Consider the following 25,106-nt stretch of genomic DNA (forward strand, 5'->3'; position numbering starts at 1 on the left):
GGGTAAGCACCTCGTTAGGTGAGGCGTCTACACGGATATAGGCCACTGACCCCGAACGTCGAGAGACGCCCAGGGTCAGGACAGCTCCTCCCGGGTTAAGGGTTGAGCCCAAGTGGCTTCCGGGTCTACCGGATACGGCGTGTAGTGCCGAAACTCTGACGAGTGGGGTGCGGTTTCCCGACCTGTATCGGGTTCTGTATTCCTGCTTGCGTGCCAATGTGCGGTTCACCGCACGCGTCGCGACCGCGAGGAGGTGAGGGACAAATGAGCTCCGACTCTAGTCCGGATCGATATCCGGATTCCGTTTCGTCCCGATCCGGCCAGCGGCGCGTACTTTCCAGCTAAGCCTTCTTCGGCCTAGTCAGCACGTCGCCTCATCGGACGAGTGGTCCAGACCAGACCACTCGACGCCGTGTCGGACGGACATCGAATCCCGTTGTGCCCGTTTGACTTTCCGCTTAGGAGGCGACCATGACCGCTGTTTTCCACGATGACGTAGTAGTGGCGGCGACGTCCGCACCCCGGCTCAGGGTGGTACCCGACCCCACGCCGACGGCTGTGCCGACGCTGAAGACCTCCAGGTCGCCTGAGCCCCAGCCGATGGGTGGCGACCCGTTGGTGATGGGAGCTGCCCGGTTGCTGTGCGTTCCACTGCGTCAGCTCTACGCCGCGCTGTGGCGCGCGGGCGTAATCGAGGTTGGCGCCTGAAGAGCGCTCGCGGAGTGCTCGTCTGAGTTGTATCGCTCCCGGTATGGCCGCCTTGTCGGGTCGAATGCCACAGCCGCGTCTAGAAAAGCCGTGCCGAGTTGACATACGATCCGGCCAGACCCGGGGCGAAGGGAGCGCGTCATGGCTACCGATCTGACGCTTTATCTCGACGACGAGCCCGGCGAACTGGCCCTCATCGGTGACGTACTGGGCAGGGCCGGTGTCAACATCGCCGGTTTGTGCGCCCTCACCAGCGGGGGAGGGCGGGCAGAAGTGCACATCCTGGTGCACGACGCCACCCCCGCATTCGAGGCGTTGCAAGGCGCCGGACTCAAGATCGTCGAAGAGCAAGAGGTCATCGTGCTGGACATCAAGGATCGTCCCGGCGCGCTCGGCGAGGTCGTGCACAAACTCGGCGCCGCGAAGATCAACGTGGAGACCGCGTATCTGGCCACTAACACCCGTTTGGTGCTCGGCGCGGACAATTTGGCCGACGCCAAGGCTGCGCTGGCCTGAACGCGGCTGCGGCAGAGCAGAACTCAGGAGGTCGCACGTCGATGCCCGAAATGCATGCGTTGGCCCGTCGACGGCGGTAGGACCCGATCGTCGTGCTTGCGGTGCGCCAGTAGAATCGGACCCACGGCGTCGATCCGGCCATCACCGGGAAGCCTTCGGAAGAACAGCCGGCAGCAGGCCCAGTAGAACCGAACGGGTAGGCCCGTCACAGCCGACAACGAGCGGCCACGTCACAGTGTGGCAAGCGGGGTGGTACCGCGGCGCTTGCGCACCCAGCGCGACGTCGTCCCCGTGCCTGACAGCGGCACATGGAGACGACGCGCAGTGACCGAGAACACCTATCCCAAGCCGGCCGGCGGCGCACCCGACCTGCCCGCGCTGGAACTCGAGGTCCTCGATTACTGGGCGACCGACGACACATTCGGGGCCAGCATCGCCCGTCGCGCCGATGCCCCTGAATACGTGTTTTACGACGGTCCGCCGTTCGCGAACGGCCTGCCGCATTACGGGCATCTACTCACCGGCTACGTCAAGGACATCGTCCCGCGCTACCGCACCATGCGTGGTTACAAGGTGGACCGTCGTTTCGGCTGGGACACCCACGGGCTGCCGGCCGAACTCGAGGTCGAGCGGCAGCTGGGCATCACCGACAAGTCCCAGATCGACGCGATGGGCATCGCCGCATTCAACGACGCCTGCCGCGAATCGGTATTGCGCTACACCGACGAATGGCGGGCCTACGTGACCCGCCAGGCGCGCTGGGTCGACTTCGACAACGACTACAAGACGCTCGATCTGCCCTATATGGAATCGGTGATCTGGGCGTTCAAACAGCTGTGGGACAAAGGGTTAGCGTACGAAGGCTACCGCGTGCTGCCGTACTGCTGGCGTGACGAAACCCCGCTGTCCAATCACGAGCTGCGGATGGACGACGACGTCTACCAGAGCCGGCAAGATCCGGCCCTCACCGTTGGATTCGCTGTCTCAGAAGGCGATTTGGCGGGCTCGTATCTGTTGGTGTGGACGACGACGCCTTGGACGCTGCCGTCGAACCAGGCCGTCGCCGTCAACCCCCAGGTCACCTACGTGCAGGTGCGTGCCGGCGAGCATCGCGTCGTGCTGGCCGAGGCCCGACTGGCCGCCTATGCACGAGAACTCGGCGACGAACCGGAAGTGCTGGGCACCTATTCCGGCAGCGATCTTGTCGGTGCGCGATATCGGCCGCCGTTCCCGTACTTCATGGACGCGCCGAACGCTTTTCAGGTGCTCGGTGCCGACTTCGTGACGACCGATGACGGCACCGGGATCGTGCACTTGGCACCGGCCTACGGCGAGGACGACAAGGAGACCGCCGACCAGGCCGGCATCGTGCCGGTGACGCCGGTCGACGCCAAGGGCCGATTCGACGCCACCGTGCCCGATTACCACGGTCGGCACGTCTTCGACGCCAACCCGCAGATCATCCGCGACCTGAAGAATCACACCGGGCCGGCCGCCGCGAACGGTGCGCTGCTGCTCCGCCAGGAAACATACGACCACCCCTACCCGCACTGCTGGCGGTGCCGTAATCCGTTGATCTACCGGGCGGTTTCGTCATGGTTCATCAAAGTCAGCGAATTCCGCGACCGCATGGTCGAGCTCAACCAGCAGATCACCTGGTACCCCGAACACGTCAAGGACGGTCAGTTCGGCAAATGGCTGCAGGGTGCCCGGGACTGGTCGATATCACGAAATCGCTACTGGGGCACACCTATTCCGGTGTGGGTGTCCGACGACCCCGGCTATCCGCGGATCGACGTCTACGGCAGCCTCGACGAGCTGGAGCACGACTTCGGCATTCGGCCCGACAATCTGCACCGGCCCTACATTGACGAGCTCACCCGGCCGAACCCTGACGACCCGAGCGGGCAGTCGACCATGCGGCGCATCCCGGATGTTTTCGACGTGTGGTTCGATTCCGGCTCTATGCCCTACGCACAGGTGCACTATCCGTTCGAGAACGGTGACTGGTTCGAGACGCACTACCCGGGCGACTTCATCGTCGAATACATCGGGCAGACTCGCGGTTGGTTCTACACCCTGCACGTGCTGGCCACCGCGCTGTTCGACCGGCCGGCGTTCAAAACCTGTGTGGCGCACGGGATCGTGCTGGGCAGCGACGGCCAGAAGATGAGCAAATCGCTGCGCAACTATCCCGACGTCACCGAGGTCTTCGACCGCGACGGATCCGATGCCATGCGCTGGTTCCTGATGGCCTCGCCGATTCTGCGCGGCGGTAACTTGATCGTGACCGAACAGGGCATCCGCGACGGGGTGCGTCAGGTGCTGCTGCCGGTCTGGAACGCCTACAGCTTCTTGGCGCTCTACGCGCCCAAAGTCGGGAGCTGGCGTACCGATTCGCGCCACGTGCTGGATCGCTACATCCTGGCGAAGCTGGCGGTGTTGCGCGACGAGCTGACCGCGGCGATGGATCGCTGCGACATCTCGGGGGCATGTGAGCAGTTGCGCCAGTTCACCGAGGCGCTGACGAACTGGTATGTGCGGCGCTCACGTTCGCGGTTCTGGGCGGAGGACCCCGACGCGATTCACACCTTGCACACCGCGCTTGAAGTGACGGCGAGGCTGGCCGCCCCGCTGCTGCCGATCACCACCGAGATCATCTGGCGGGGGATCACCGCCGAGCGCTCTGTGCACCTGTCCGACTGGCCGGAGCCCGAACTGCTGCCGGCCGACGCCGAACTGGTTGCCGCGATGGACCAGGTGCGTGAGGTGTGCTCGGTGGCGTCGTCACTGCGGAAGGCGAAGCAGCTGCGGGTGCGGCTGCCGCTGCCGAAACTCACTGTGGCGGTGGATAACCCGCAGCGATTGGAAGCGTTCACCGATCTGATCGCCGACGAGCTGAACGTCAAGGCGGTCGAGCTCACCGAAGACATCGCCGGCTACGGTCGTTTTGAGCTCAGCGTCAACGCCAAAGTTGCCGGACCCCGGCTGGGCAAGGATGTGCAGGCTGCGATCAAGGCGGTCAAGGCCGGTGCGGGCGTCGTCAATTCCGACGGAACGCTGACCGCCGGCGGAGCGGTGCTGCAGCCGAAGGAGTACACCTCACGGCTGGTCGCCGCCGACCCGGAGTACACCGCCCCCTTGCCAGACGGGGCCGGACTTGTGGTGCTCGACGCCACCGTCACCCCCGAGCTCGAGGCCGAAGGCTGGGCCAAGGACCGCATCCGCGAATTGCAGGAGCTGCGCAAGTCGGTCGGGCTCGACGTGTCCGACCGGATCAGCGTGGTGATGTCGGTGCCGTCGCAGCGGGCCGACTGGGCGGCGGCTCATCGCGCACTGATCGCCGGTGAAATCCTGGCCACCAGCTTCGAGTTCGGCGAGCCGACCGACGGTGTGGAAATCGGTGACGGCGTCCGCGTGATCATCTCTAAAATCTGACCGCGAAAGTGCAACTGCCGACGCATTTCCCGAGAAGGCGCGTCGGTGGCTGCACTCTCGCGGATAGGGGTGGTGGTCGTGGCGGGGGATTCACCGTTCGTCGGTACTGAAGCCCTCAAGGCGGGCCGGCTAACTGAGCGTGAGCTGCAGCGGTCGTGCACACGTATTTACCGCAATGTCTACCAGCGCCGTGGTGCCGAGCTCTCCGCTAAAGACCGGGCCCTCGCGGCGTGGCTGTGGTCGGATAAGCAAGCCGTGGTCGCGGGAATCTCGGCGGCCGCGCTGCTTGGTGCGAAGTGGGTCGACCCGCAGGCACCTGCCGAACTCATCGCCGATCGCAAACGTCCGCCGCCGCTGATTATCACTCGCAACGAGACGCTGCTTGCCGGTGAGACCACAATGGCCGCTGGTGTACTGGTAACCTCGCCCGCTCGTACCGCATTCGACCTCGGCCGGCGCCGTGGCTTAAACACCGCCGTCGTCCGCATCGACGCTTTGGCGCGGGCCACCGGCATGACGGTCGAGGATGTCGAACCCGTAATCGACACCCACCGCGGCGCTCGCGGTATCAAGCAGCTGCGACGGGTGCTGCCGTTAGTCGACGCCGGCGCGGAGTCGCCGCAGGAAACTCGGACCAGACTGTTGCTTATCGCGGGAGGTTTGCCGAGGCCCCAGACCCAGATCGTGGTTCGCGACTACCGCATCGACATGGGCTGGGAGGAGTGGCTGGTCGGCGTCGAATACGACGGCGCTCAACATTGGACCGACCCGCGCATTCGCGCCAACGACATCGAGCGCACCGTCAAACTGGAGCGCCGGGGCTGGATTCTGATCCGGGTGAGCGCGGACCTGCTGCGGCATCGTCCGCACGTTATCGTCGCCCGGGCCCGCGAGGCGCTGCGCGCTCGCGGATACCGCGAAAGTGCAACTGCCGACGCATTTCTCGAGTAGCCCCGTCGGTAGTTGCACTCTCGCGGCGGCTGCCGGCCTAAGGCTTGATCGCCCGCCAGCGCAGACGGCCCCGGACGGTGTCGACATGGACATCGCCGAACCCGTTCGCACCCAACCGCTCCGGCAATTCTTCGGGTGACACCGGGTTGCAGATGTCACGGAAATGCAGGATCCGGAACGGAATCGAGGAGGCAGTGTCGCTGCCGGCGAACACCCCGCATGGGCGCAGTACGCGGAACGCCTCGGCGAATAGGCGATCCTGCAACTGCGCCGTTGGGATGTGGTGCAGCATGGTGAAGCACACCACGGAACTGAATTCGTTTGACGGCAAGCCGGTGTTAGTGCCGTCGCCGTGCATGATCTTTGCGCGCTCGCCGTAGCTGTCCTGCAGACGGCCCGCCATCGTCTGGTCGATCTCGACGGCGGTGTACTGCGGCGCCTTGTCGATCAGCACCCGGATGTTGGCGCCGTAGCCCGGCCCGATCTCCAGTACGTTGTCGCCGAGTTCGACATCGGTGAGCGCCCACGGCAGCAGCCCGTCTTCGACCGACTTGAAGTAGCGGTTGGAGCTGCAGAAAACGCGATGGCAGAGATTCATCGCCATGGTCTTCAGACGTTAGCGCAATAGCATCGGTGATTGTGGATTCCCGGTGGGTGCTGCACCTCGACATGGACGCGTTCTTCGCGTCTGTCGAGCAACTCACCCGTCCCACGTTGCGCGGTCGGCCGGTGTTGGTCGGCGGGTTGGGCGGGCGCGGCGTGGTGGCCGGGGCCAGCTACGAGTCGCGGGTGTTCGGGGCGCGGTCGGCGATGCCGATGCACCAGGCGCGCCGGTTGATCGGCGTGACGGCGGTTGTGCTGCCGCCGCGCGGCGCGGTGTACGGCGTAGCCAGCCGCCGGGTTTTCGAGACCGTGCGCGCCATCGTGCCCGTCGTCGAGCAGCTGTCCTTCGATGAGGCGTTCGGTGAGCCACCGGAGCTGGCCGGCGCGTCGGCGGTCGAGGTCGAAGATTTCTGCGCGCAGTTGCGGCGACGGGTGCGCGACGAGACCGGCCTGATCGCCTCGGTCGGCGCCGGCTCGGGCAAGCAGGTCGCCAAGATCGCGTCCGGGTTGGCCAAACCCGATGGCATCCAGGTGGTTCGGCGCGCCGACGAGGGGCGGCTACTGGACGGTCTGGCGGTGCGCAAGCTGTGGGGGATCGGTCCGGTCGCCGAGGAGAAACTGCACCGGCTGGGCATCGACACGATCGGGCAGCTGGCTGCGCTCAGCGAAGCCGAGGTGGCCAACATCCTGGGTGCGACGATCGGGCCTGCGTTGCACCGGCTGGCCCGGGGGATCGACGACCGCCCCGTGGCCGAACGCGCCGTGGCCAAACAAATCAGCGCCGAATCCACCTTCGCGACCGATCTGACCACGCTCGAGGAGTTACGCGAGGCGATCGCGCCGATCGCCGAGCACGCCCACCAACGGCTGTGCCGCGACGGCCGTGGTGCGCGGACCGTCACGGTCAAACTGAAGAAATCGGATATGAGCACGCTGACCCGCTCGGCCACCCTGCCCTACGCGACCACCGACGCCGCCGCGCTGGCCGCGCTGGCCGTTAGGCTGCTGCTGGATCCACGCCAGATCGGACCGATTCGTCTACTGGGCGTGGGCTTTTCGGGCCTGACTAATGTGCGGCAGGACTCGTTGTTCCCCGACTTGGAGTTGACGGTGTCGGATACCGATGCCGGCGCCGACACCTCGCACGCCGAGCGGGACGCTGTCGCGCCGGCGACGACAGAGTGGCGGGTGGGCGACGACGTCGCGCATCGCGAGCTGGGGCACGGCTGGGTGCAGGGCGCCGGCCACGGCGTGGTCAGCGTGCGATTCGAAACTCGCCGCGCGGGTCCGGGCCCGGCCCGAACATTCGCCTCCGACACCGGCGACATCACCCGGGCGAATCCGCTCGACAGCCTGGACTGGCCCGACTATCTCGCCGCCCTCGCCGAAACCGCCTCAGCGAAGGCGGCCGACGATGTCGCGCAGCGGTAGCCGCGCCGCCAACGCGGCCATCACCAGCACCCTGGCCTGACTCGGCGGCAGCTGAGGCACCATGACCGCGCCCGCGTCGACCAGGTCGCGGCCGGGTCCATACCCCGGGCTGACGCGGCCGCCGGCGACCCGCGTCGCAATTGCGACCACCACCCCGTCGCGGCAGTGCCGGCGCACCCCGTCGATGATGGCGTCGGCGGCGTTCCCCGAACCAAGCGCTTGAAGCACAATGCCCCGCGCACCGGCGGCCACGCAGGCGTCCATCGCCACCGCATCACCGCCCGGATATGCCGCGACGATATCGACGCGCGGCGCTCTCGCCGCGGTCAGCTCACCGAGGAAGGCATGAGCCTTGACCCCCGCCAAGGTCACCCCGCCGTTCACGCTGCCGAGCAGCTCGCCGGTGAAGCCCTCGCCGGTCGCCACCTTGTGCAGCCCGCACGGCTGCAAGATCCGGCCGGCGAAAGACACCAGCACACCGAGGTCGCGGGCGGCGGGGTCGGACGCCAGCGACACCGCGTCGCGCAGATTCGCCGGCCCGTCCGCGTCCGGCGCGTCGGCACCGCGCATGGCGCCGGTGATCACCAGCGGAACCGTGCCGGCATAGGTGAGATCCAGCCACAGCGCCGTCTCCTCGAGGGTGTCGGTGCCGTGCGTCACGACCACACCTGCGGCACCGCCGTCGGCCGCGGCCCGGGCCGCCGCGCCGATCACATCCCAGTCGGCCGGGCTCAACTGGGAGCTGTCGAGGGCCAGCACGTCGACGACGTCGACGTCGAGACCGACGGTCAACTGCGCGCCGCCGCGGGTGGGTCGGTGCACCCCGTCGGCCGCGGCGCTACTGGCGATCGTGCCGCCGGTGGCGATGACGGTGACGCGGCTCATGGTCCGATCATCCCGTATCGCCAGTGCGGCGGATCATGATGGCCGCAGGCGTTAGTGGATGATGGAGGGGTGACGGACCAACCAACCGGGTCGGCTGACCCGGTGACCGAGGCCGATACGGCCGCGGAAACCGAGGCCTCGGCACCGATCCCTCGGCGGCGGCAGCCGCTGCTGTTGTCGGTCGCGGGGGTCGTCCTGGCGCTGGACATGGTCACCAAGGTGCTCGCCGTCAGACTGCTGACACCCGGTCAGCCGGTGCCGATCCTCGGTGACACCGTGAGCTGGACGCTGGTCCGCAACTCCGGAGCCGCGTTTTCCATGGCGACCGGCTACACCTGGATGCTGACGCTGATCGCCAGCGCCGTCGTGGTCGGCATTTTCTGGATGGGACGCCGGCTGGTGTCGCCATGGTGGGCCGTCGGCCTCGGGATGATCCTGGGTGGCGCGATGGGAAACCTGATCGACCGGTTCTTCCGTTCGCCGGGGCCGCTGCGCGGACATGTCGTGGACTTTTTGTCGATCGGGTGGTGGCCGGTGTTCAACGTTGCCGACCCCTCGGTGGTCGGCGGGGCAATTCTTCTGGTCGCGCTGTCCGCGCTCGGTTTCGATTTCGACACAGTCGGCCGCCGGCGCTCCGGCGACCTCGCGGAGGACGAGCCTGCCGAAGGCGTCGACAAACCTCAATGACCGATCGGTCGATGCCGGTGCCGGAGGGCCTCGCGGGTATGCGTGTCGACGCCGGGGTGGCACGGCTGCTGGGCGTTTCGCGGACGGCTGCGGCGGCGCTGGCCGAAGACGGCGGCGTCGAGCTGGACGGGGTGCCGGCCGGCAAATCGGATCGTCTGACCGCCGGGGCGTGGCTGCAGGTACGGCTGCCCGAGCCGCCTGCACCGTTGCAGAACACGCCCGTCGACATCGAGGGCATGACGGTCCTGTACTCCGATGACGACATCGTCGTCGTCGACAAGCCGGCCGGTGTTGCCGCGCACGCGTCGGTCGGCTGGACCGGGCCGACGGTGCTCGGTGGACTGGCCGCCGCCGGCTACCGGATCACCACTTCCGGGGTGCACGAGCGGCAGGGGATCGTGCAGCGCCTCGACGTCGGTACCTCGGGGGTCATGGTCGTCGCGATCTCCGAGCGGGCGTACACCCTGCTCAAGCGCGCGTTCAAGCAGCGCACGGTCGACAAGCGTTATCACGCGCTGGTGCAGGGACATCCGGATCCGTCCAGCGGCACCATCGACGCGCCGATCGGCCGCCATCGCGGTCACGACTGGAAATTCGCGGTCACCTCCAATGGCCGGCACAGCCTGACCCACTATGACACCGTCGAGGCATTCGTCGCTGCAAGCCTGCTCGACGTGCACCTGGAAACCGGCCGCACACACCAGATTCGGGTGCATTTCGCCGCGCTGCACCATCCCTGCTGCGGAGACCTGACCTACGGCGCCAACCCGAAACTGGCGAAAAAGCTTGGGCTGCAACGTCAGTGGCTGCACGCGCGATCGCTGTCGTTTGCCCATCCGGGCGACGGACGGCTGATGGAGGTGGTCAGCCCCTATCCGCAGGATCTGCAACATGCACTGGACGTGCTGCGCGGCGAGGGTTGAGATTGATTCCGCACTGGATCGGTCGCTACGGCTTGTGGGCCTCCACGAGCAACCGCGTTGCATGCGCGACGAACGGGCCGTCGGCCTCGATGAGCTCATGCATTTCGCGCAGCCGCTCGCGATAGCGGTCGACGCTGAAGTCGGGCACCGTCCAGATCACCTTGCGCAGGAAGTAGATCACCGCACCGACATCGAAGAACTCCGCCCGGAGACGCTCCAGGCGCATCCGAATGACCTGCAGACCGGCGGCTTGTGCCTGCGCGCTCTGGTTGTCTGGTGCCAGCTCGGCCCATTTGCCTGGTTGAGGCCCGAGGAAATATTCGAACAACTCCGACATCGTCGCGGGTCCGATCTGCTGGGCCAGGTAGCTGCCGCCGGGGCGAAGCACCCGGGCGATCTCATTCCACCGCACCACCGTCGCATGCCGGCTGGTCACCAAGTCGAACGCTTCGCCGGCGAACGGCAACGATCCCTCATCTCGCGTTGCCACCACCACGACCCCGCGCGGGTGGAGCAACCTGGTGGCCAGCGCCGCGTTCGGCGGCCACGATTCGGTGGCGACCATCGTCGCCGGGAAGGCCGGCGCTCCGGACAGCACCTCGCCGCCGCCGGTATCGATGTCCAGAGCTGCTGACGCGGTCGCCAACCGCCGGCTCATCAGTCGTTGGTAGCCCCACGACGGACGTTCTTCGGTGGCCCGGCCGTCAAGCCAGGAGAAGTCCCAGCCGTCCACCGGTGCCGCAGCGGCTTCGCAGACCAGCTCATCGAATGACCGGCTCATCACTGCATTGTCGCTGACGCCGGCGGCGCCCCGGCCATTGCCGGGGTGCGATGTCGCTCAGATGCCGGCGGTGGCGTGGTCTGATGCGATATCCGCAGCCAACGGAGAGATGGCGCCGATGATCTCGTCGACGGTCGCCGGCGGCACCCCCGCCGCCGACAACGAATCCGCCAAATGCCCGGCCACCAAGGCGAAGTGCGACATCATGATGCCGCGGCCCTGATGGATCTGCTTCATCGGTGCGCCGGTGTAGGGTTCCGGCCCGCCGAGCGCGGCGGCAAAGAATTCGACCTGCTTGCCCTTCAACCGGTTCATGTTCGATCCAGCGAAAAAGCCCGACAGCTGGTCGTCGGCAAGCACCCGGGTATAGAAGTCTTCGACGACGATTTCGATCGCCGGGTAGCCGCCGATCGCGTCGTAGATGCTGGCCGGCCCGACCGCAGCAGTTGCCTGGCGGCGGCGTAAAAGCGAAAGCATTCCCATGTGCAGAAGTTCACCACCGCGCCGTTGCCCGACCATTAGGCCGCCATCACCGGCCGATTACCGGTGGTAACCAGTCGATTGCCGCCGATGACCGGGACTTCTCAGCGGCGCGACACGCTCGGTGAGCAATTGAACACCCCCAGGATTTGCACGTAACAATTCCTTGGGAGAGGCTGGAACTACTCGAAAAGACATGGCGCCACCTGGTACTTCCCCGGCTCACATTGCCGCCCGGCCGGGCGTGAGGCCGAATTCATCGCGGCGACATCGCTTGCACCGGGCGAGCAACATCACGCTCATATGTTTTTCCAGACAACACAGTGGATGGCAGGGGAAGTGGCGAAGCGATCGGACCAAGCGACGGTATGACCGAGCAGGATGCCGCGTCGCTGACGGGGTTCACAGTGGCGATCACCGCGTCGCGGCGGGTGGACGAGTTCACCACGATGCTGCGCCGTCGTGGGGCCGACATCGTGGCGGCGGCCGCCATGAACATGGTTCCGCTCGCCGACGACGCCCGACTGCGTGCGGCCACCGATGACGTGATCGACGCGCCGCCGGACATCCTGATCGCGACGACTGGAATCGGGTTTCGCGGCTGGGTTGAGGCGGCCGAGGGTTGGGGAGTGGCCGAGGCGCTGCTGGCGGCCCTGGGCAAGGCCAGGGTTATCTCGCGGGGACCCAAAGCCACCGGCGCTCTGCGGGCGGCCGGGCTGCGCGAAGAGTGGTCACCGGTCTCGGAGTCCTCCGAGGAGGTGCTCGCCCACCTCAGCGTCGATGACCTGCAGGGCAAACGCGTTGCGGTGCAGTTGCACGGCGCCACCGACGACTGGGACCCGGTACCGGGGTTCATCAACACGCTCGTCGAACGCGGCGCCACCGTCGTAGGGGTGCCGGTATACCGGTGGGAGCCGCCGGAACACCTCGGCGCGCTGGACGCCCTGATCGAGAAGGTCGCGCTCGGCGGTGTGGACGCAATCACGTTCACATCCGCGCCTGCGGCGGCGTCGTTCTTGATGCGGGCCGACGAGTTGCGGCTCACCGAAGCTGTGCGGCACGCGATGAATACCACGGTGACGGCTTTCTGCGTGGGGCCGGTGACCGCCCGGCCGGTGCGCAAGGCCGGCGTGCCCTCGGTGCAACCCGAACGGATGCGGCTCGGCGCGTTGGCACGTGCCGTCGCTGACGAATTACCGCGCCGGCAACCAGATCTCACGGTCGCCGGGCACACCTTGGGTGTGCGCGCTACCTGTGCCGTCGTCGACGGCGTCGTGCGCGACCTGTCACCCAACTCGCTGGTTCTGCTCCGGCTGCTGGCGTCCGCCCCGGGCGCGGTGGTGTCGCGCGACGTGCTGCTGGAAGCGCTCGGTGGTGACGACCCACACGTCGTCGAGGCCGCGGTCGCCCGACTGCGGTCGGCGCTCGGCACCAAGGAGCTCATCGCCACCGCGGTCAAACGTGGCTACCGGCTGGCTGTGGACTTCATGCCTGACGACGACATCGCAGTGCCGCGATGACCACCCTGCTGGTGGCACACGGGACTCGCAATCCTCTGGGCGTCAACATGATCGGTGATCTCGCGGCGGCCGTGGCCGGTGTGCTGGGTGAGCAGGTGCGGGTGGCATTCGTCGACGTCCTGGGCCCCACGCCGGCCGAGGTGTTACGCACCTTGCCCGATGAGCCGGCGGTCCTGGTGCCGGCTCTGCTGTCCAGTGGATACCACGTCCGCGTGGACGTGCCGCGCTACGTTGCCGAGTCGGGGCATGAGCGCGTCACCGTCACCGGCCCGCTGGGGCCGTCGCCGGAGTTGGCGCGTGCGATGCTGGCCAGGTTGATCGCCGCGGGATGGCATCGCGACGATCACGTGGTGCTGGTGGCTGCCGGCACCCGCGACCCACGGGCACGCGGAGAGCTGCGGTTCGCCGCGGCGTCGTTGTCCGCCTTGGTCGGGCACCGGGTGTCGATCGCGTTCGCCGCGCCCTGTCACGACGGGTCGGGCTACCCGTCGGTGCCTGATGCCGTGTCGAAGGCTCGTCGATCCGGCGCCCGCCGGGTCGCGCTGGCGTCATACCTGTTGGCGGACGGGTTGTTTCAGAGTCGCCTGCATTTGGCGGGCGCCGACGTTGTGGGCGCGCCACTGGGTCTGCATCCCGCGGTGATCCGGCTCGCCTGCCGTCGTCGACGCGAAGCCGCGCTGTCCGACGCGCCGGCGTTCGCGTGCGTGCCGGGGTAGCTGCCGCTCAAGCGGACAGCCCGGCGCGGCGGTAGCCGAACCGGATGTCGGGGGAGTTGGCGACCCACACCGTGCCGTCCACGCCGACTCGGGTTGCATAGACCGGAATGGATATCCCCTCGGCGTCGAGGCACCGGCCGTCGAGCAAGCTGAAAGCTTGCTTTTTCAGCGGGGATTGGATGATCGGCACTCCGTTGCGGTCGCCGACGATGCCGCGCGACAGCACTGCCGCCCGGCCGATCGGATCGATGTTGCCGACCGCACGAATACTGTTGTCGGCCAACAAAAAAAGCGCTACTTGTGCGCTGTCGGGCAGTAGCACCGCGACGCCGCGCATCGGCTCCAGCCGCGCTGTCGGGCAGGCTGCGGTCCAGTCGTGACGCCAGCGGCCGAGATCGAATGACGTTGCCATGTCAGTGGTTCCTCACAGTGGGTGTGCCGATCAGGACGGGGACCTTGCGGCCGTTCTTCTCGGTGAATTCGACGGTTGCGTCGGGCGCGCCGGGCGCGTTGACGAACGACACGAACCGGGCAAGCTTGTCCGGGTCGTCGAGAACCGCTTTCCATTCGCAGATGTAGCCGGCCACGTGGCGCTCCGCCGCTGCCTCGAAATCGGCTGCCAGGCCCAGCGAGTCGTCGATGATGACCTCGCGTAGGTGGTCGAGCCCGCCGTCGAGTTCGTCGAGCCACGCCGCGGTGCGTTGCAACCGGCTTGCGGTGCGAATGTAGTACATGAGAAAGCGGTCGATGTAGCGCACCAGGGTTTCGCCGTCGAGGTCGGAGGCAAGTAGCTGGGCGTGTTTGGGTGTCATGCCGCCGTTGCCGGCGACGTAGAGATTCCAGCCGGCCTCGGTGGCGATCACGCCCACGTCTTTCCCACGGGCTTCGGCACATTCGCGGGCGCAGCCTGAGACGGCCATCTTGATTTTGTGTGGCGCTCGCAGCCCCCGGTAGCGCAACTCCAGATCGATGGCCATCTGGACGGAATCCTGCTGACCGTAGCGGCACCAGTCGGTGCCGACACAACTCTTGACGGTGCGTAACGCCTTGCCGTAGGCGTGCCCGGATTCCATGCCGCCCTCGACGAGCCTGGCCCAGATCTGCGGAAGCTGGTCGACGGTGGCGCCGAACATGTCGATCCGTTGGCCGCCGGTGATTTTGGTGTACAGCCCGAAATCGCGGGCGATCTCCCCGATGAGGATCAACTGCCCGGGTGTGATGTCGCCGCCGGGTACCCGGGGAACCACCGAGTAGGTGCCGTTGCGCTGAAGGTTGGCCAGGAAGTGGTCGTTGGTGTCTTGTAGCGACGCCTGTTCACCGTCGAGGATGTGCTCGGAGCTGGTGGAGGCAAGGATCGAGGCCACCACCGGCTTGCAGATGTCGCAGCCGGTGCCGGTGCCGTAGCGCTCGATCAAGCTGGAAAAGGTACGGACGCCACTGGCCTGCATGATCTCGAACAGCTCGGTCCGCGACGCAGAGAAGTGTTCGCACAATGCTTTCGAAACCTCGACGCCCTCGGCGGCGAGCAGCTGGGACAGCAGCGGCACACACGATCCGCACGACGTGCCCGCAGAGGTACGGCCTTTGAGGTCGGCCACGGTGCACGAACCCTGGGCGATCGCCGCGCACAACGTCGACTTGACGACGTTGTTGCACGAACAGATCTGCGCGTTGTCGGGTAGTGCGCCCACCCCGATCGCGGGCCCGTCGCCGGCGGGCGCGATCAGGGTGACCGGGTCGCCGGGTAGCTGCGAGCCGACCAGCGGTCGCAGCACGCCGTAGCTGGATGCGTCGCCGACCAGGACGCCGCCGAGCAGGGTTTGCGCGCTGTCGGAGAGCACCAGCTTGGCGTAGGTGCCACCGATCGGGTCGGACACCACGACCTCCAGCGCGCCCGGCGTGGTGGCCAGCGCGTCGCCGAAGCTGGCCACGTCGACCCCGAGCAGCTTGAGTTTGGTGGACAGGTCGGCGCCGGGGAACGCCGCGTCGCCGCCGAGCAGCCGGTCGACGACTACTTCGGCGCTTGCATAGCCGGGGCCGACCAGGCCGTAACAGCGGCCTTCGATCGCGGCGACCTCGCCGATGGCATAGATAGCGGAATCGCTGGTGGCGCAGGTTGAGTCGCACACCACCCCGCCGCGTTCGGCGATGTCGAGGCCCGCGGTGCGGGCCAGCTCGTCGCGTGGTCGAACTCCGGCCGAGAACACCAGCAAGGCCGCGTCGATCACCTCGTCGTTGGTCAGGGTCACCCGAAGCCGATTGACGCCCTCGCCGTGGATCTGCTCGATGGCCGAGGTGCCCGCGCCGACGGTGACGCCGATGCCAAGCTCGCGCACCGAACGCAACAGGTGTTCGCCGCCGGCCTGGTCGACCTGCAGGGGCATCAGCCGCGGCGCGAATTCGACGACGTGCGGCCGCATTCCAAGCATGCGCAACGCGTTGGCAGCCTCCAGCCCCAGCAGCCCGCCACCGACGACGATGCCGACCGCTTCGGGGTCGGTGGCCAATGCGGTCTCGGCGTCGGTGCGGATCGCATCCAGATCGTCCAACGTCCGGTACACGTGACAGCCGGCCGAATCCTTGCCGGGCACCGGCGGCACGAACGGGTAAGAGCCGGTAGCCAATACCAGCGCGTCGTAGTCCAAGGCGGATCCGTCGGCGGCGGTGAGGCGTTTGGCGTTGCGGTCGATGCCGGTCACCGCGTTGCCCAGGCGAAGCTCGACCAGAGGGTCGCCGGGGTAATCGTTGCCCGTGAGTGCCAGCAGCGAGCGGTCCCAGGCGCCCACATAGGACGACAACCCGACCCGGTCGTAGGCGGCGTCGGCTTCGTCGCCGAACACGACGATCCGCCAAGCCCCGTCTACGTCGCGCGCCCGTAAGGCTTCGACGAAGCGGTGCCCAACCATCCCGTGCCCGATCACCGCCACTGTGCGTTGACGCACTGCTTGCGCTCCCTTCCCGGTTCTCCAGATTGACGCTAAAAGTCCTGTATTGCGCTGGCATCGCGCTGGGTTGCCGCCCCGTCACGCCTTTCTCACGCCGTATGACGTGTGCGCGTGAGGGGTTTATCCGAGCCGCTCGACCAGCGCCCCCTCCGCCGAATCGGGCGGGACCAGGGCCAGGCCACGTCGCCCGACCATGGCCGCGAGATGAGATGTCGCGGCCTGCTTGGGTGCCGTCCAGGCGCCGTCGCCGTCGGGTTCGACGGGAACCACTCGCCACCGATCTGTGCGAGCCACGCCGCGTACCGAAATCAGCTCGACGGCAGCAGGCTCGGCCGCGGTGAGGGCGTCGATGACGGCCGGGCCCAGCAACGCCACACCGGCGATCGCCGCCAGCGGGTTGCCGCCGACGCCGAGCAGCACTCGCGCACGCAAGCCATCGCCGGGCATTGTCGCGACCAGAACCGAGCCACCGGGGCGCATGGTCACCCCGTCGACGACGACAAAGCCGCCGGCCCGGGCGATCGCACCGCGCAGGTGATCGGCCACCCCGCGGCCGGTGGCGCCGATGATGACGACCAGATCCGCATCACCGGTCAGAGCGAATTCCAGCGCGGCCGGATCATCGGGTAGGTGCACGCCGGTGTCGACTATGGCGCCCAAGCTCCGTAACCGGGCGGCTACCGGCCCGGCGGTGGTTTCGGGCAGCAGTGCTTCTGCAGGATCGTGAACCATTGCACCGGAAGCGATTTCATCGCCTGAACTGTGGACTGCGGCCCGAACCGGCCCGCGCACCACCAAGCTTTCGACACCGGCCGAGCGGGCCAGCGACGCCAGTGCTTCGTCGACCCGGGTGCCACTCGGTGCGAGCAGAGCGCCGGGCGTCCACTCGCTTCCGCGGCGACGGGTGTCGTCGCGGGCGGCAGGCCCGGAAGCGCACTGGTACACCAGTTCACCGGTCGCGTCGACCTCCTCGTCGCGGATCACCCGGTGCGCACCGTCGGGCAGGCGGGCACCGGTGGCGATGCGACGGGCCTGTCCGTCGACCAGTGCGCCACTGTGCATTCCGGCAGCGATGGCATCGTCCTCCGGGATCCACGGACCGGGCCCCGCGACGGCCCAGCCGTCCATCGCGGACACATCGAACGGCGGGAACGGTGTAGTGGCCGTGAGTGGTTCGGCGAGCACCGCGCCGACGGCCTCGAAGAGGCTGCGTTCGACGGCGGGTAGCCCACCGAGCGCGCCGCGTACGGCGGCGCGGACGCTGTCGGGTGTGCGGTCGGCGTGGGCACGGGCAGCGGCGAGTTGCTCGGGGGTATCGACGTCGCCGACGTCGCTCACCCGAGCGGTTAGCGGGTTGCCCGGCAGCAGGTCTCGCATTCGCGATGGGTAGGCGGTGAGCGCGGCCGCCAACGCCGCCGAATCCCATACCGCAGTGAGGTATTGGAGGCGGCCGCGGTCGTCGACGGCAAGGGCGACCGGCGCGTCGCGGCGGGCGGCGGCCAGCGTCGTCACGGCGGCCGCAGTGATCGATGGCAGGTCGGCGGCGAGCACCACGATATCGGCGGGCCCGTCGGGCAGCGTCGCAAAGCCCGCGGCGAGCGCGGCGACAGGGCCGCGCCCGGGCGGGTTTTCGCACACCACGATGACTCCGGACGGAAGATCGCGCGGTGGGCCCACCACGACCACGGTGTCGGCGTCTGCGACGGCGGCCAGCGCGATGTCGAGCAATCGTCGTCCGCCCACACGCTGCTCCGGCTTGTCGGCACCGAGGCGCGTCGACGCGCCGCCGGCCAGGATGATGGCGCGCAACGGTCGGCGGCTCCCCCTGTCTGAGGCCGATGCGCTGCGGTTGGCGGCGGCGGTGCTCAATAGATGTCCCGCACATATCGCCGCTCGGCCAACATCGCCCGCAGATACGTCGACGCACTTTTCGGACTGCGACCGCTCTGCTCAGCGATGATGCCGCGCAGCGTCTCGTCAACGTCGCGGGCCATCCGGGCTGCGTCGCCGCACACGTACACGTAGGCGCCGTCGGCGATCCACTTCCACAGGTCGGGGGCATTCTCCCGCATCCGGTCCTGGACGTAGAGCTTGGTGACGCCGTCGCGGGAGAACGCGGTATCGATACGGGTCAGCACCCCCGACTGCGCGAAGGTGTCCAATTCGTCGCGGTAGTAGAACTCGGAGGCTTCGTGGCGCTCGCCGAAGAACAGCCAGTTGTCGCCGGAATGCCCGCGGGCTGCGCGGTCGTGCAGGAATCCGCGGAACGGCGCGATACCGGTGCCGGGCCCGATCATGATCGTCCGCGCATCCGGATCCTGCGGTGGACGAAAATGCTTGGTGCGCTGAATAAATACCTCCACCTCGGCTCCGGCCGGCAAGCTCGCCAAGTAGCCCGAGCAGACGCCGTGTCGGATGGCGCCATCGGTCGCGGCGGCTCTGGACTGGTAGCGGACAACCGACGTCGTCACGTGCACCCGAGTCGGATCCTCGAGCGGACTCGACGAGATGGAGTACAACCTCGGCGTCAACGGGCGCAGCACGCGCAACCATTCATCGATTTCCGCGTCGACGGAATGGCTCGCGAGCAGGTCCAGGAGTTGACGCCCGTAACTCCATTCGGCGAAGTGGGTGGGATCGTCGATCACTGCCGTCAGTTCGTCGTCCGGCTGACGTTCGTTCAGGAAGCGGACCAGATCGGGTGTTATTCGGGTGATGTCCATTCGCGCGCACAATAGTTCGGCCAGCACCGTCGTCTCTCCGAGCACGCTGACTTCGGCAGAGCCGTCCAAGCGGCTGCGCTCGAGAAACTCGAGCACGACCTCGGGCCGGTTGTGCGGCCATACACCGAGTGAGTCGCCCGGGCTGTATTCGAGGGTGCCCTCAGGCAAATGTATGCCGATGTCGCGCACGTCTTTCTCGGAGCCCGCCCCACAGAGTGCATCGTTGCTCGCCACGGTCGTATACAACGGATTGCGTCGCGAATACGATTGTGCGAGAGGCGTCGTCGGTTCCCTCTGCCCGGTGGACTCATCGCTCAAGAGCGCGGCGACGCGATCGGTCCAGGTCAGTGCCGTGGCTTCAAAATCGGGCTCGCATGATGCCCGCTCCACAATGCGGTGTGCTCCGAGGTGCTCCAGCCGAGAGTCGAGCCGCCGGGCAAAGCCGCAGAAGTCTGCATAAGAGGAATCACCGAAGCCGAGCACCGAGTAGTCGAGGGTGTCCAAATCGCCCGGTTTGGCGGTGGCCAGCGCCTCCCATAATGCGATGCCGTTGTCGGGCGGGTCGCCGTCGCCGGTCGTGGCCACTACAAATAAGACGGTCCCAGTTAGATCGGTTACCGATATCTCCTCGGCTCCGCGTGATCGTGTGACGATTCCCGCGCCGGTGAGTTGCTCCACACAGGTCTGGGCGAACTCCTCAGCCGTGCCGGTCTGCGACGCCCACACCACCGTCGCCATCGGGCTGTCGGCAGCTTGCTCCTGTCGGTCGGTCGTCGATTTCGTTCCGCGGGAGAAGATTCCGGCAAGTACGCCGTCGACCCATGCCCGGTTCCCGGGCGCGAGCGGAGTCTCTGTCGGCAGCGTCGGCACATCGTTCCCGGGCGGGTTAGCGCGTACTCCGGCCAGGTAGCCGGATAGGAACAGCTGCTCATCAGTATTGAGCTGCGCGCGCGATGGCAGCGGGCCAAGGACGGTGGCAAGCGCCTCGAGCGGTGCAGTAGACATTTGCGGTGTCTCTTCGGTTGTGCGAGCGTCGCTTTCGATCGGGATCAACGCCACGGCGCAGACTTTGAGCTCCGGCTGCAGCGAGTCGGCGTCGACCGCATCGTTGGTCACCGCATTGACGGCGACGTCGGGTGCGAACGCGTCGGCCCAATGCATCGGGGCGAAACACACGCCCGGGCGTACCGCATCGTCGACGGCCGCCGGAAGTACGGCTCGACCACGCCGGGAACGGATTTCGACCCGGTCGCCGTCGCCGACCCCGAGCCGTTGGGCGTCCTCGGGGTGCAGCTGGAGGAACGGTTCGGGGTTGAGTTTGTTGAGCGTGGCGACGCGTCCCGTTTTCGTCATGGTGTGCCATTGGTGCGCCAGCCTGCCGGTGGTGAACACCATCGGGAATTCGTCGTCGGGCAGCTCGGCAGCGGGCAGGTAGGGACGGGGCAGAAATCGGGCGCGACGGCTCGGCGTCGGGAAGGCCAGCGCGGGTACGGTGCCGTCGGCGGCGGTGTGCAGGTCCTGGCTCACGCCGTCGTTCCGGTAGCGGACCGGATTGCGGTCGGCGCAGCCGGGCGCGGCGGGCCACTGCACCGGGCCGCGGCGCAGTCGCCGGTGGTCCACGCCGCGCAGATCCCAGCCGGTGCGGGGGTTGTGGAATGTGGCTAGCTCATCGAAAACCGCTGCAGCCGAATCGAAGTCAAAGCCCGGGTAGCCCATGGCGGTCGCGACCCGGCAGATCAGGTGCCAGTCGGGGGCGGCCTCGCCGGGCGGTTGTATCGCGGTTGCGCAATGCGTGAGGGTGCGCTCGCTGTTGACCATCACCCCGTCGGCCTCGGCCCACAGCGCGGCGGGCAGCACCACGTCGGCGTATTCGGTGGTCTCTGCGCCGGTGAACGCCTCCTGCACCACCACCAGCTCGGCACGCTGAAGACCGGCGATCACCGAGGCTCGATTCGACACGGAGGCAACGGGGTTGGTGCAGATGATCCACGCCGCCCGGACCTCGCCGTCGGCCATCCGGCGGTACATGTCGACAGTGCCGGTGCCGCCCTCGGCGCGGATGGTGCCGGGCTGCAGTCCCCAACGGGCCTCCACGAACGCCCGGTCATCGGGATCCAGCGCCGATCGCTGGCCGGGCAGGCCAGGCCCCATGTACCCCATTTCCCGGCCGCCCATTGCGTTCGGCTGTCCGGTCAGCGAGAACGGGCCCGCGCCCGGGCGGCATATCGCGCCGGTCGCGAGGTGCAGGTTGCACAACGCGTTGGTGTTCCAGGTGCCATGCGTGGATTGGTTGAGGCCCATCGTCCATAGGCTTACCCAGTTCTTCGTCCGGCAGACCAGGTCGGCGACGGCTCGCAGATCCGGCTCGTCCAGGCCGGTGATGTCGGCGACCAGATCGGCTGGATACTCGTCGAGCAGGGCATTCAGCGGCTCCCAGCCCTCGGTGTAGGCGGTCACGAAATCGGTGTCCACACCGTCCGCGTCGCGCACCAGCCGCAGTAGGCCGTTCAGCAGAGCCAAGTCGGTGCCCGGACGTATCGGAAGGTACAGGTCCGCCTTGGCGGCGGTGGCCGTCCGGCGGGGATCGACGACCACCAGCTTCGCGCCGTCCCGGACACGGTCCATCATGCGCAGGTAGAGGATCGGATGGCAGTCGGCCATATTGGCGCCCAGCACCAAAAACAGGTCTGCGGTGTCCAGGTCGTCATAGCTGCCGGGCGGACCGTCCGCCCCCAGCGACTGCTTGTAGCCGGTCCCGGCGCTGGCCATGCACAACCGTGAGTTCGACTCGATCCATTGGGTCCGCAAATACCCCTTGGCCAGCTTGTTGGCCAGATACTGCGCTTCGGTGGTCATCTGACCCGACACGTACAGGGCGATCGCGTCCGGTCCGTGTTCGTCGCGGATCGCCGACAACCGGGCGGCCACCTCTTCGACGGCGGTGTCCACGGCGGTTGGCACGGCCTCCGCGCCACGCTCGGGCCGGATTTGGGCCGTCGTCAGTCGCCCGCCGGCGCGCAGCATCTCCGGGGTGGTGTTGCCCTTGGTGCACAGTCGGCCCCGGTTAGCAGGGTGGTTCCGACTTCCGGTCGCTTTCGTGACTACGCCATCGGCGACGTGCAGATCCATACCGCAACCCACGCCGCAATATCCGCACACCGTCGCGACCTTTGCCGTGGAAGCCATCCACCTTCCTCATCTCTGCGCCGTAGCCGGCGAAGCCCACGGCGCCCACACGTATTTCGATCGGCCCATGGTGGCGCCGACATGTTTCGACGCTCCCCGCCGGCTGTTACAGACGTATCAACTCGTCCTGCCAGCCCCCTGCACGGTCATTGTGAGATCGCCAAACATGCAGGGAAATTGGATGATCGCCGGTGCGTGTGGTGACAGGAATCACAAGGCGGAGAGCTACCGGTGGGCCGATGCCATGGCCGGGCAGTTGACAAGCCCGGGCCGCATTGGTCGCGGCCGGAATTCTCTTGCTGTCCAAGTGAATACCTGACAGCGAGCCGAGCGGCTGTATCGGAGGTCTATTGCGGTTCGGTAAACACGACGCAGTCGTGCAGGCAGCCGTTGGCGGACCCGGGAGTCTCCGGGTCGGCGTTGCGGTGCAGGAGCGCGCGGGTCGGCACCACCCGAAGCCGGGCGGCGTCGTCGTCGGAGTCGGCCAGCTCGGCTCGGCCGTCCACAATCAACGAATAGCCGCCCGGCTCGGACGGTGGCCACAACAGCGTGACGGCGCTGCGATGTTCAACGTTCCGGCGAGTTCGGCCCCCCACCAGGCCGACGACTATGACGCCCTCGCGCAATTCAGGTTCGGTGGTCACGGTGTGCATGCGGTAGTCGTCATCGACGGTCAGCAGATAGGCAAAGCGATAGTCGGCCAACGCGGCACCGAGTCGCGCAAAGTCAACCTTTTTCGCTGTCCCGGGGCTCATCTTGAAATCGTATGCGCCCAACGCCGTGCCGACCTGGACAAGACTCACAGCAATTTTTACGTTACTAAGTAGTAAAAATCTGTGTGGCCAAGCCTCCGTCAGGGTATTAGCTGGTGCGACACGAGGGTGGCGGCATCATGGTCAGCGGTGAGAGAGCGTGAACACTGCACTGTTCCGATATTGGGTTCCGGTGGCTGTCAGTGTCATTGCGGTCGCCGGCTGTGTGGCACCGGGGACCGCGGTGGAAAACTCGCCGGAGGTCGCTGTGCTGACGGCGGGGGCGACGCTGCGCGATCCGGTGTGGTCGTATCACAACAACACCCTGGTTGGGCTGACCGGCGATGGCCGGGTGGCCGAAATCTCCGATCCGCTCTCCGGCCACCCCACGACGCGGTTGTCGCCGCCGATGGCGGTGGGCCGCAATCTGCAGATCAGCCGCAAAAACGACCGGCACGTATTCGTACCCGAGCCGCAGCGCGGCAAGGTCTCCGTCATCGACCTCGCGACGTTGCGCCAGGTTGACGAGTTCGACGCCGGGCCTGCGCCGGCCTACCTCGCCGAAGACGGCGGTATGCGGGTACTGCTTGCGTTGTCGCAGGACGGATTGTCAGTGACCCCCGTCGACGAGTTCGGCTTCCGCAAATTGCCTACTGCCAAGGTCGCCGGTGATCCCGCGGACATCATCGACGGCGCCAACCGGGGGCGCGATATCGAATACCATCTCTGCGGGCCATCGGGAGTCCGCTACTACAAAGGGCCTTCGTCGCCGCCCGAGGAGCACGGGTCGCTGGACATGGATGTTGCGGTCTCGGCAGGCGATGGCACCGCGGTGACGCGCAGTTACGTGGCACACCCCAACGACCACACGCTCTATGTCGTCGACGTGCAACGCACTGGAGAGGACATGAGAGTGCGGGCCGCAACCCGGCTGCCGTCGCCGATCCGGCGAATCGGCTCCGACGACACCCGCATCTATGCGGCCACCGATCGGGAGCTGGCGACCCTGGAAACGAACAGTTTCATGCGCTTCGAGAACGACAAGATCCCGGTGTTGCGGATCACCGACTACCGATCGGCTCTTCCCGAATCGCAACGGTTCGCGCCGCTGTCGGGTATGGCACTCGGGCCGCACCGGGTGTATCTCACTTTTGCCGGGACGCCGTTGGTTGTCAGTGTCGCCAAACCGCACCTGTGACACAGCCGTGAAGGACAATAGCGCTGAGATGGAAGAAAAACCGGCCCCGGTCCTGATCGACGATGATGTCGAATGGCTCACTGAACAGATCGAGGCACTCAAACAGCTTGGCCGACAAGATGATGTCGACGAGGGCCAGAAATACGATTTCAGCATCAGGTGGGGTACCGCGCTGGCCGGGCGGCTACCGCGGTTGGTGCACTACAGTTCGCGCGGCCTGCTCGACGAGGCCGACCAGCGCCGCTTCGACGCGTTGTGCGACGAGCTGCGCGGGCTGTCCGACCTGATCGATCGGATCGGGTTGACCCGGCCGGTCTTGACCGACTCGGCGCCCGGCAGGGTCAGGCGCCGGCGGGAGCCGAAGCCAGCCAAGTCGCGGCCCGGGCTTCGCTTTCGCCGCGGCTGAGGAATTCCTTCTCCCGCAACCTGATTGCGGTGTGCCGTCCGCACTCGGGGTTGCGGCAGGTCAACGCCACCAGGTAGGCGTCACTGTCTTCGTCGAGAAAGAGGAAACCGAGGTAGAGGGCATGGCCGACCTCGAAATCGGTACCGTCGCAGGCTTCGCAGTGCCCGCCCTTGGCGGTCATCTGTTCTACGACGCGGTCCCGGTCGACGGGGACCAGGCTGATCAACTCGGGGCGCACATCCTCTTCGTCGGTCATG

The 25,106-nt window shown here is 67.0% G+C and carries 21 protein-coding genes and 1 riboswitch; of the genes, 11 read left to right on the forward strand and 10 right to left on the reverse strand.

Annotation, left to right across the window (positions count from 1 at the left end):
* Nucleotides 1-3: 3 nt before the first annotated feature.
* Nucleotides 4-174: riboswitch (M-box (ykoK) riboswitch) on the forward strand.
* 297 nt (nucleotides 175-471) lie between these two features.
* The 4 genes from VGG53_RS20310 (at nucleotide 472) to VGG53_RS20325 (ending at nucleotide 5,613) form a co-directional block, all read left to right on the forward strand.
* On the forward strand, nucleotides 472-708 hold the full coding sequence (locus tag VGG53_RS20310; RefSeq protein ID WP_331519890.1) for an Rv1535 family protein: 237 nt from the start codon (nucleotides 472-474) through the stop codon (nucleotides 706-708).
* 141 nt (nucleotides 709-849) lie between these two features.
* Nucleotides 850-1,224: an amino acid-binding protein gene (locus VGG53_RS20315; protein ID WP_331519891.1), complete on the forward strand. Its 375-nt coding sequence runs from the start codon at nucleotides 850-852 to the stop codon at nucleotides 1,222-1,224.
* A gap of 324 nt (nucleotides 1,225-1,548) precedes the next feature.
* Nucleotides 1,549-4,662, forward strand: a complete 3,114-nt coding sequence (gene ileS / locus VGG53_RS20320) for an isoleucine--tRNA ligase (RefSeq protein WP_331519892.1) — start codon at nucleotides 1,549-1,551, stop codon at nucleotides 4,660-4,662.
* A 45-nt stretch (nucleotides 4,663-4,707) separates the two neighbouring features.
* On the forward strand, nucleotides 4,708-5,613 hold the full coding sequence (locus VGG53_RS20325) for a DUF559 domain-containing protein (RefSeq protein ID WP_331519894.1): 906 nt from the start codon (nucleotides 4,708-4,710) through the stop codon (nucleotides 5,611-5,613).
* A 37-nt stretch (nucleotides 5,614-5,650) separates the two neighbouring features.
* Here the strand turns inward: VGG53_RS20325 and VGG53_RS20330 are convergent, their stop codons facing one another.
* The gene (locus tag VGG53_RS20330) at nucleotides 5,651-6,217 is read right to left on the reverse strand and encodes a class I SAM-dependent methyltransferase (RefSeq protein WP_331519896.1); all 567 of its coding nucleotides are present in this window, start codon (nucleotides 6,215-6,217) and stop codon (nucleotides 5,651-5,653) included.
* 50 nt (nucleotides 6,218-6,267) lie between these two features.
* On the opposite strand from VGG53_RS20330, the gene VGG53_RS20335 reads away from it, so the two are divergent.
* Entirely contained in the window at nucleotides 6,268-7,647 is a 1,380-nt protein-coding gene (locus VGG53_RS20335; protein ID WP_331519991.1) for a DNA polymerase IV, read from the forward strand.
* On the opposite strand, the gene VGG53_RS20340 is transcribed toward VGG53_RS20335, so the two are convergent.
* Nucleotides 7,612-8,532, reverse strand: a complete 921-nt coding sequence (locus VGG53_RS20340; protein WP_331519897.1) for an asparaginase domain-containing protein — start codon at nucleotides 8,530-8,532, stop codon at nucleotides 7,612-7,614. The genes VGG53_RS20335 and VGG53_RS20340 overlap by 36 nt on opposite strands.
* A gap of 69 nt (nucleotides 8,533-8,601) precedes the next feature.
* On the opposite strand from VGG53_RS20340, the gene lspA reads away from it, so the two are divergent.
* Together lspA and VGG53_RS20350 are read left to right on the forward strand one after the other, a co-directional pair.
* Nucleotides 8,602-9,219 carry a signal peptidase II gene (gene lspA, locus VGG53_RS20345; RefSeq protein ID WP_331519898.1) on the forward strand — a complete coding sequence of 206 codons (618 nt, stop codon included), beginning with the start codon at nucleotides 8,602-8,604 and terminating at the stop codon, nucleotides 9,217-9,219.
* Nucleotides 9,216-10,142: an RluA family pseudouridine synthase gene (locus VGG53_RS20350; protein ID WP_331519899.1), complete on the forward strand. Its 927-nt coding sequence runs from the start codon at nucleotides 9,216-9,218 to the stop codon at nucleotides 10,140-10,142. The genes lspA and VGG53_RS20350 overlap by 4 nt, the downstream gene beginning before the upstream one ends.
* A 25-nt stretch (nucleotides 10,143-10,167) precedes the next feature.
* Here VGG53_RS20350 and VGG53_RS20355 read toward each other — a convergent pair whose 3' ends face one another.
* A complete protein-coding gene (locus VGG53_RS20355; RefSeq protein ID WP_331519900.1) occupies nucleotides 10,168-10,923 on the reverse strand; it encodes a class I SAM-dependent methyltransferase in 756 nt (251 codons plus the stop codon).
* 57 nt (nucleotides 10,924-10,980) lie between these two features.
* A complete protein-coding gene (locus tag VGG53_RS20360; protein ID WP_331519901.1) occupies nucleotides 10,981-11,406 on the reverse strand; it encodes a group 1 truncated hemoglobin in 426 nt (141 codons plus the stop codon).
* A gap of 365 nt (nucleotides 11,407-11,771) precedes the next feature.
* Here VGG53_RS20360 and VGG53_RS20365 point away from each other — a divergent pair, with 365 nt between their 5' ends.
* Nucleotides 11,772-12,923 (forward strand): uroporphyrinogen-III synthase, encoded by a 1,152-nt coding sequence (locus VGG53_RS20365; RefSeq protein ID WP_331519902.1) that lies wholly within the window; start codon nucleotides 11,772-11,774, stop codon nucleotides 12,921-12,923.
* On the forward strand, nucleotides 12,920-13,639 hold the full coding sequence (locus tag VGG53_RS20370) for a sirohydrochlorin chelatase (protein WP_331519903.1): 720 nt from the start codon (nucleotides 12,920-12,922) through the stop codon (nucleotides 13,637-13,639). The genes VGG53_RS20365 and VGG53_RS20370 overlap by 4 nt, the downstream gene beginning before the upstream one ends.
* Before the next feature lie 7 nt (nucleotides 13,640-13,646).
* Here the strand turns inward: VGG53_RS20370 and nirD are convergent, their stop codons facing one another.
* From nirD to VGG53_RS20395, 5 genes are all read right to left on the reverse strand, one after another.
* Nucleotides 13,647-14,051 carry a nitrite reductase small subunit NirD gene (gene nirD, locus VGG53_RS20375; protein ID WP_331519904.1) on the reverse strand — a complete coding sequence of 135 codons (405 nt, stop codon included), beginning with the start codon at nucleotides 14,049-14,051 and terminating at the stop codon, nucleotides 13,647-13,649.
* 1 nt (nucleotide 14,052) lies between these two features.
* Nucleotides 14,053-16,545: a nitrite reductase large subunit NirB gene (gene nirB, locus VGG53_RS20380; RefSeq protein ID WP_414689016.1), complete on the reverse strand. Its 2,493-nt coding sequence runs from the start codon at nucleotides 16,543-16,545 to the stop codon at nucleotides 14,053-14,055.
* Nucleotides 16,546-16,704: 159 nt separating this feature from the next.
* Nucleotides 16,705-18,393 (reverse strand): NTP transferase domain-containing protein, encoded by a 1,689-nt coding sequence (locus VGG53_RS20385; protein ID WP_331519906.1) that lies wholly within the window; start codon nucleotides 18,391-18,393, stop codon nucleotides 16,705-16,707.
* Between the two features lie 56 nt (nucleotides 18,394-18,449).
* The gene (locus VGG53_RS20390; protein ID WP_331519907.1) at nucleotides 18,450-22,493 is read right to left on the reverse strand and encodes a bifunctional nitrate reductase/sulfite reductase flavoprotein subunit alpha; all 4,044 of its coding nucleotides are present in this window, start codon (nucleotides 22,491-22,493) and stop codon (nucleotides 18,450-18,452) included.
* A gap of 347 nt (nucleotides 22,494-22,840) precedes the next feature.
* On the reverse strand, nucleotides 22,841-23,248 hold the full coding sequence (locus VGG53_RS20395) for a pyridoxamine 5'-phosphate oxidase family protein (protein ID WP_331519908.1): 408 nt from the start codon (nucleotides 23,246-23,248) through the stop codon (nucleotides 22,841-22,843).
* Nucleotides 23,249-23,405: 157 nt separating this feature from the next.
* Here VGG53_RS20395 and VGG53_RS20400 point away from each other — a divergent pair, with 157 nt between their 5' ends.
* Together VGG53_RS20400 and VGG53_RS20405 are read left to right on the forward strand one after the other, a co-directional pair.
* The gene (locus tag VGG53_RS20400; RefSeq protein WP_331519909.1) at nucleotides 23,406-24,443 is read left to right on the forward strand and encodes a hypothetical protein; all 1,038 of its coding nucleotides are present in this window, start codon (nucleotides 23,406-23,408) and stop codon (nucleotides 24,441-24,443) included.
* Nucleotides 24,444-24,471: 28 nt separating this feature from the next.
* Entirely contained in the window at nucleotides 24,472-24,849 is a 378-nt protein-coding gene (locus VGG53_RS20405; RefSeq protein WP_331519910.1) for a hypothetical protein, read from the forward strand.
* On the opposite strand, the gene VGG53_RS20410 is transcribed toward VGG53_RS20405, so the two are convergent.
* Nucleotides 24,785-25,105 (reverse strand): hypothetical protein, encoded by a 321-nt coding sequence (locus VGG53_RS20410; RefSeq protein ID WP_331519911.1) that lies wholly within the window; start codon nucleotides 25,103-25,105, stop codon nucleotides 24,785-24,787. The two genes, VGG53_RS20405 and VGG53_RS20410, sit on opposite strands and share 65 nt — an antisense overlap.
* Between the last annotated feature and the right edge of the window lies 1 nt (nucleotide 25,106).

Origin of the sequence: Mycobacterium sp., from assembly GCF_036490025.1 — a bacterium.
Taxonomy (GTDB): domain Bacteria; phylum Actinomycetota; class Actinomycetes; order Mycobacteriales; family Mycobacteriaceae; genus Mycobacterium.

Excerpts from the sequence above, each read along its gene's own strand:
- VGG53_RS20340 (WP_331519897.1), bottom strand. The coding sequence starts at position 8,532 with ATGAGCCGCGTCACCGTCATCGCCACCGGCGGCACGATCGCCAGTAGC.
- VGG53_RS20360 (WP_331519901.1), bottom strand. The coding sequence starts at position 11,406 with ATGGGAATGCTTTCGCTTTTACGCCGCCGCCAGGCAACTGCTGCGGTC.
- VGG53_RS20350 (WP_331519899.1), top strand. The coding sequence starts at position 9,216 with ATGACCGATCGGTCGATGCCGGTGCCGGAGGGCCTCGCGGGTATGCGT.
- nirB (WP_414689016.1), bottom strand. The coding sequence starts at position 16,545 with ATGGTTGGGCACCGCTTCGTCGAAGCCTTACGGGCGCGCGACGTAGAC.
- VGG53_RS20370 (WP_331519903.1), top strand. The coding sequence starts at position 12,920 with ATGACCACCCTGCTGGTGGCACACGGGACTCGCAATCCTCTGGGCGTC.
- VGG53_RS20390 (WP_331519907.1), bottom strand. The coding sequence starts at position 22,493 with ATGGCTTCCACGGCAAAGGTCGCGACGGTGTGCGGATATTGCGGCGTG.
- VGG53_RS20315 (WP_331519891.1), top strand. The coding sequence starts at position 850 with ATGGCTACCGATCTGACGCTTTATCTCGACGACGAGCCCGGCGAACTG.
- VGG53_RS20405 (WP_331519910.1), top strand. The coding sequence starts at position 24,472 with ATGGAAGAAAAACCGGCCCCGGTCCTGATCGACGATGATGTCGAATGG.
- VGG53_RS20310 (WP_331519890.1), top strand. The coding sequence starts at position 472 with ATGACCGCTGTTTTCCACGATGACGTAGTAGTGGCGGCGACGTCCGCA.
- VGG53_RS20395 (WP_331519908.1), bottom strand. The coding sequence starts at position 23,248 with ATGAGCCCCGGGACAGCGAAAAAGGTTGACTTTGCGCGACTCGGTGCC.
- nirD (WP_331519904.1), bottom strand. The coding sequence starts at position 14,051 with ATGGCAACGTCATTCGATCTCGGCCGCTGGCGTCACGACTGGACCGCA.
- VGG53_RS20355 (WP_331519900.1), bottom strand. The coding sequence starts at position 10,923 with ATGAGCCGGTCATTCGATGAGCTGGTCTGCGAAGCCGCTGCGGCACCG.
- VGG53_RS20410 (WP_331519911.1), bottom strand. The coding sequence starts at position 25,105 with ATGACCGACGAAGAGGATGTGCGCCCCGAGTTGATCAGCCTGGTCCCC.
- VGG53_RS20365 (WP_331519902.1), top strand. The coding sequence starts at position 11,772 with ATGACCGAGCAGGATGCCGCGTCGCTGACGGGGTTCACAGTGGCGATC.
- VGG53_RS20330 (WP_331519896.1), bottom strand. The coding sequence starts at position 6,217 with ATGGCGATGAATCTCTGCCATCGCGTTTTCTGCAGCTCCAACCGCTAC.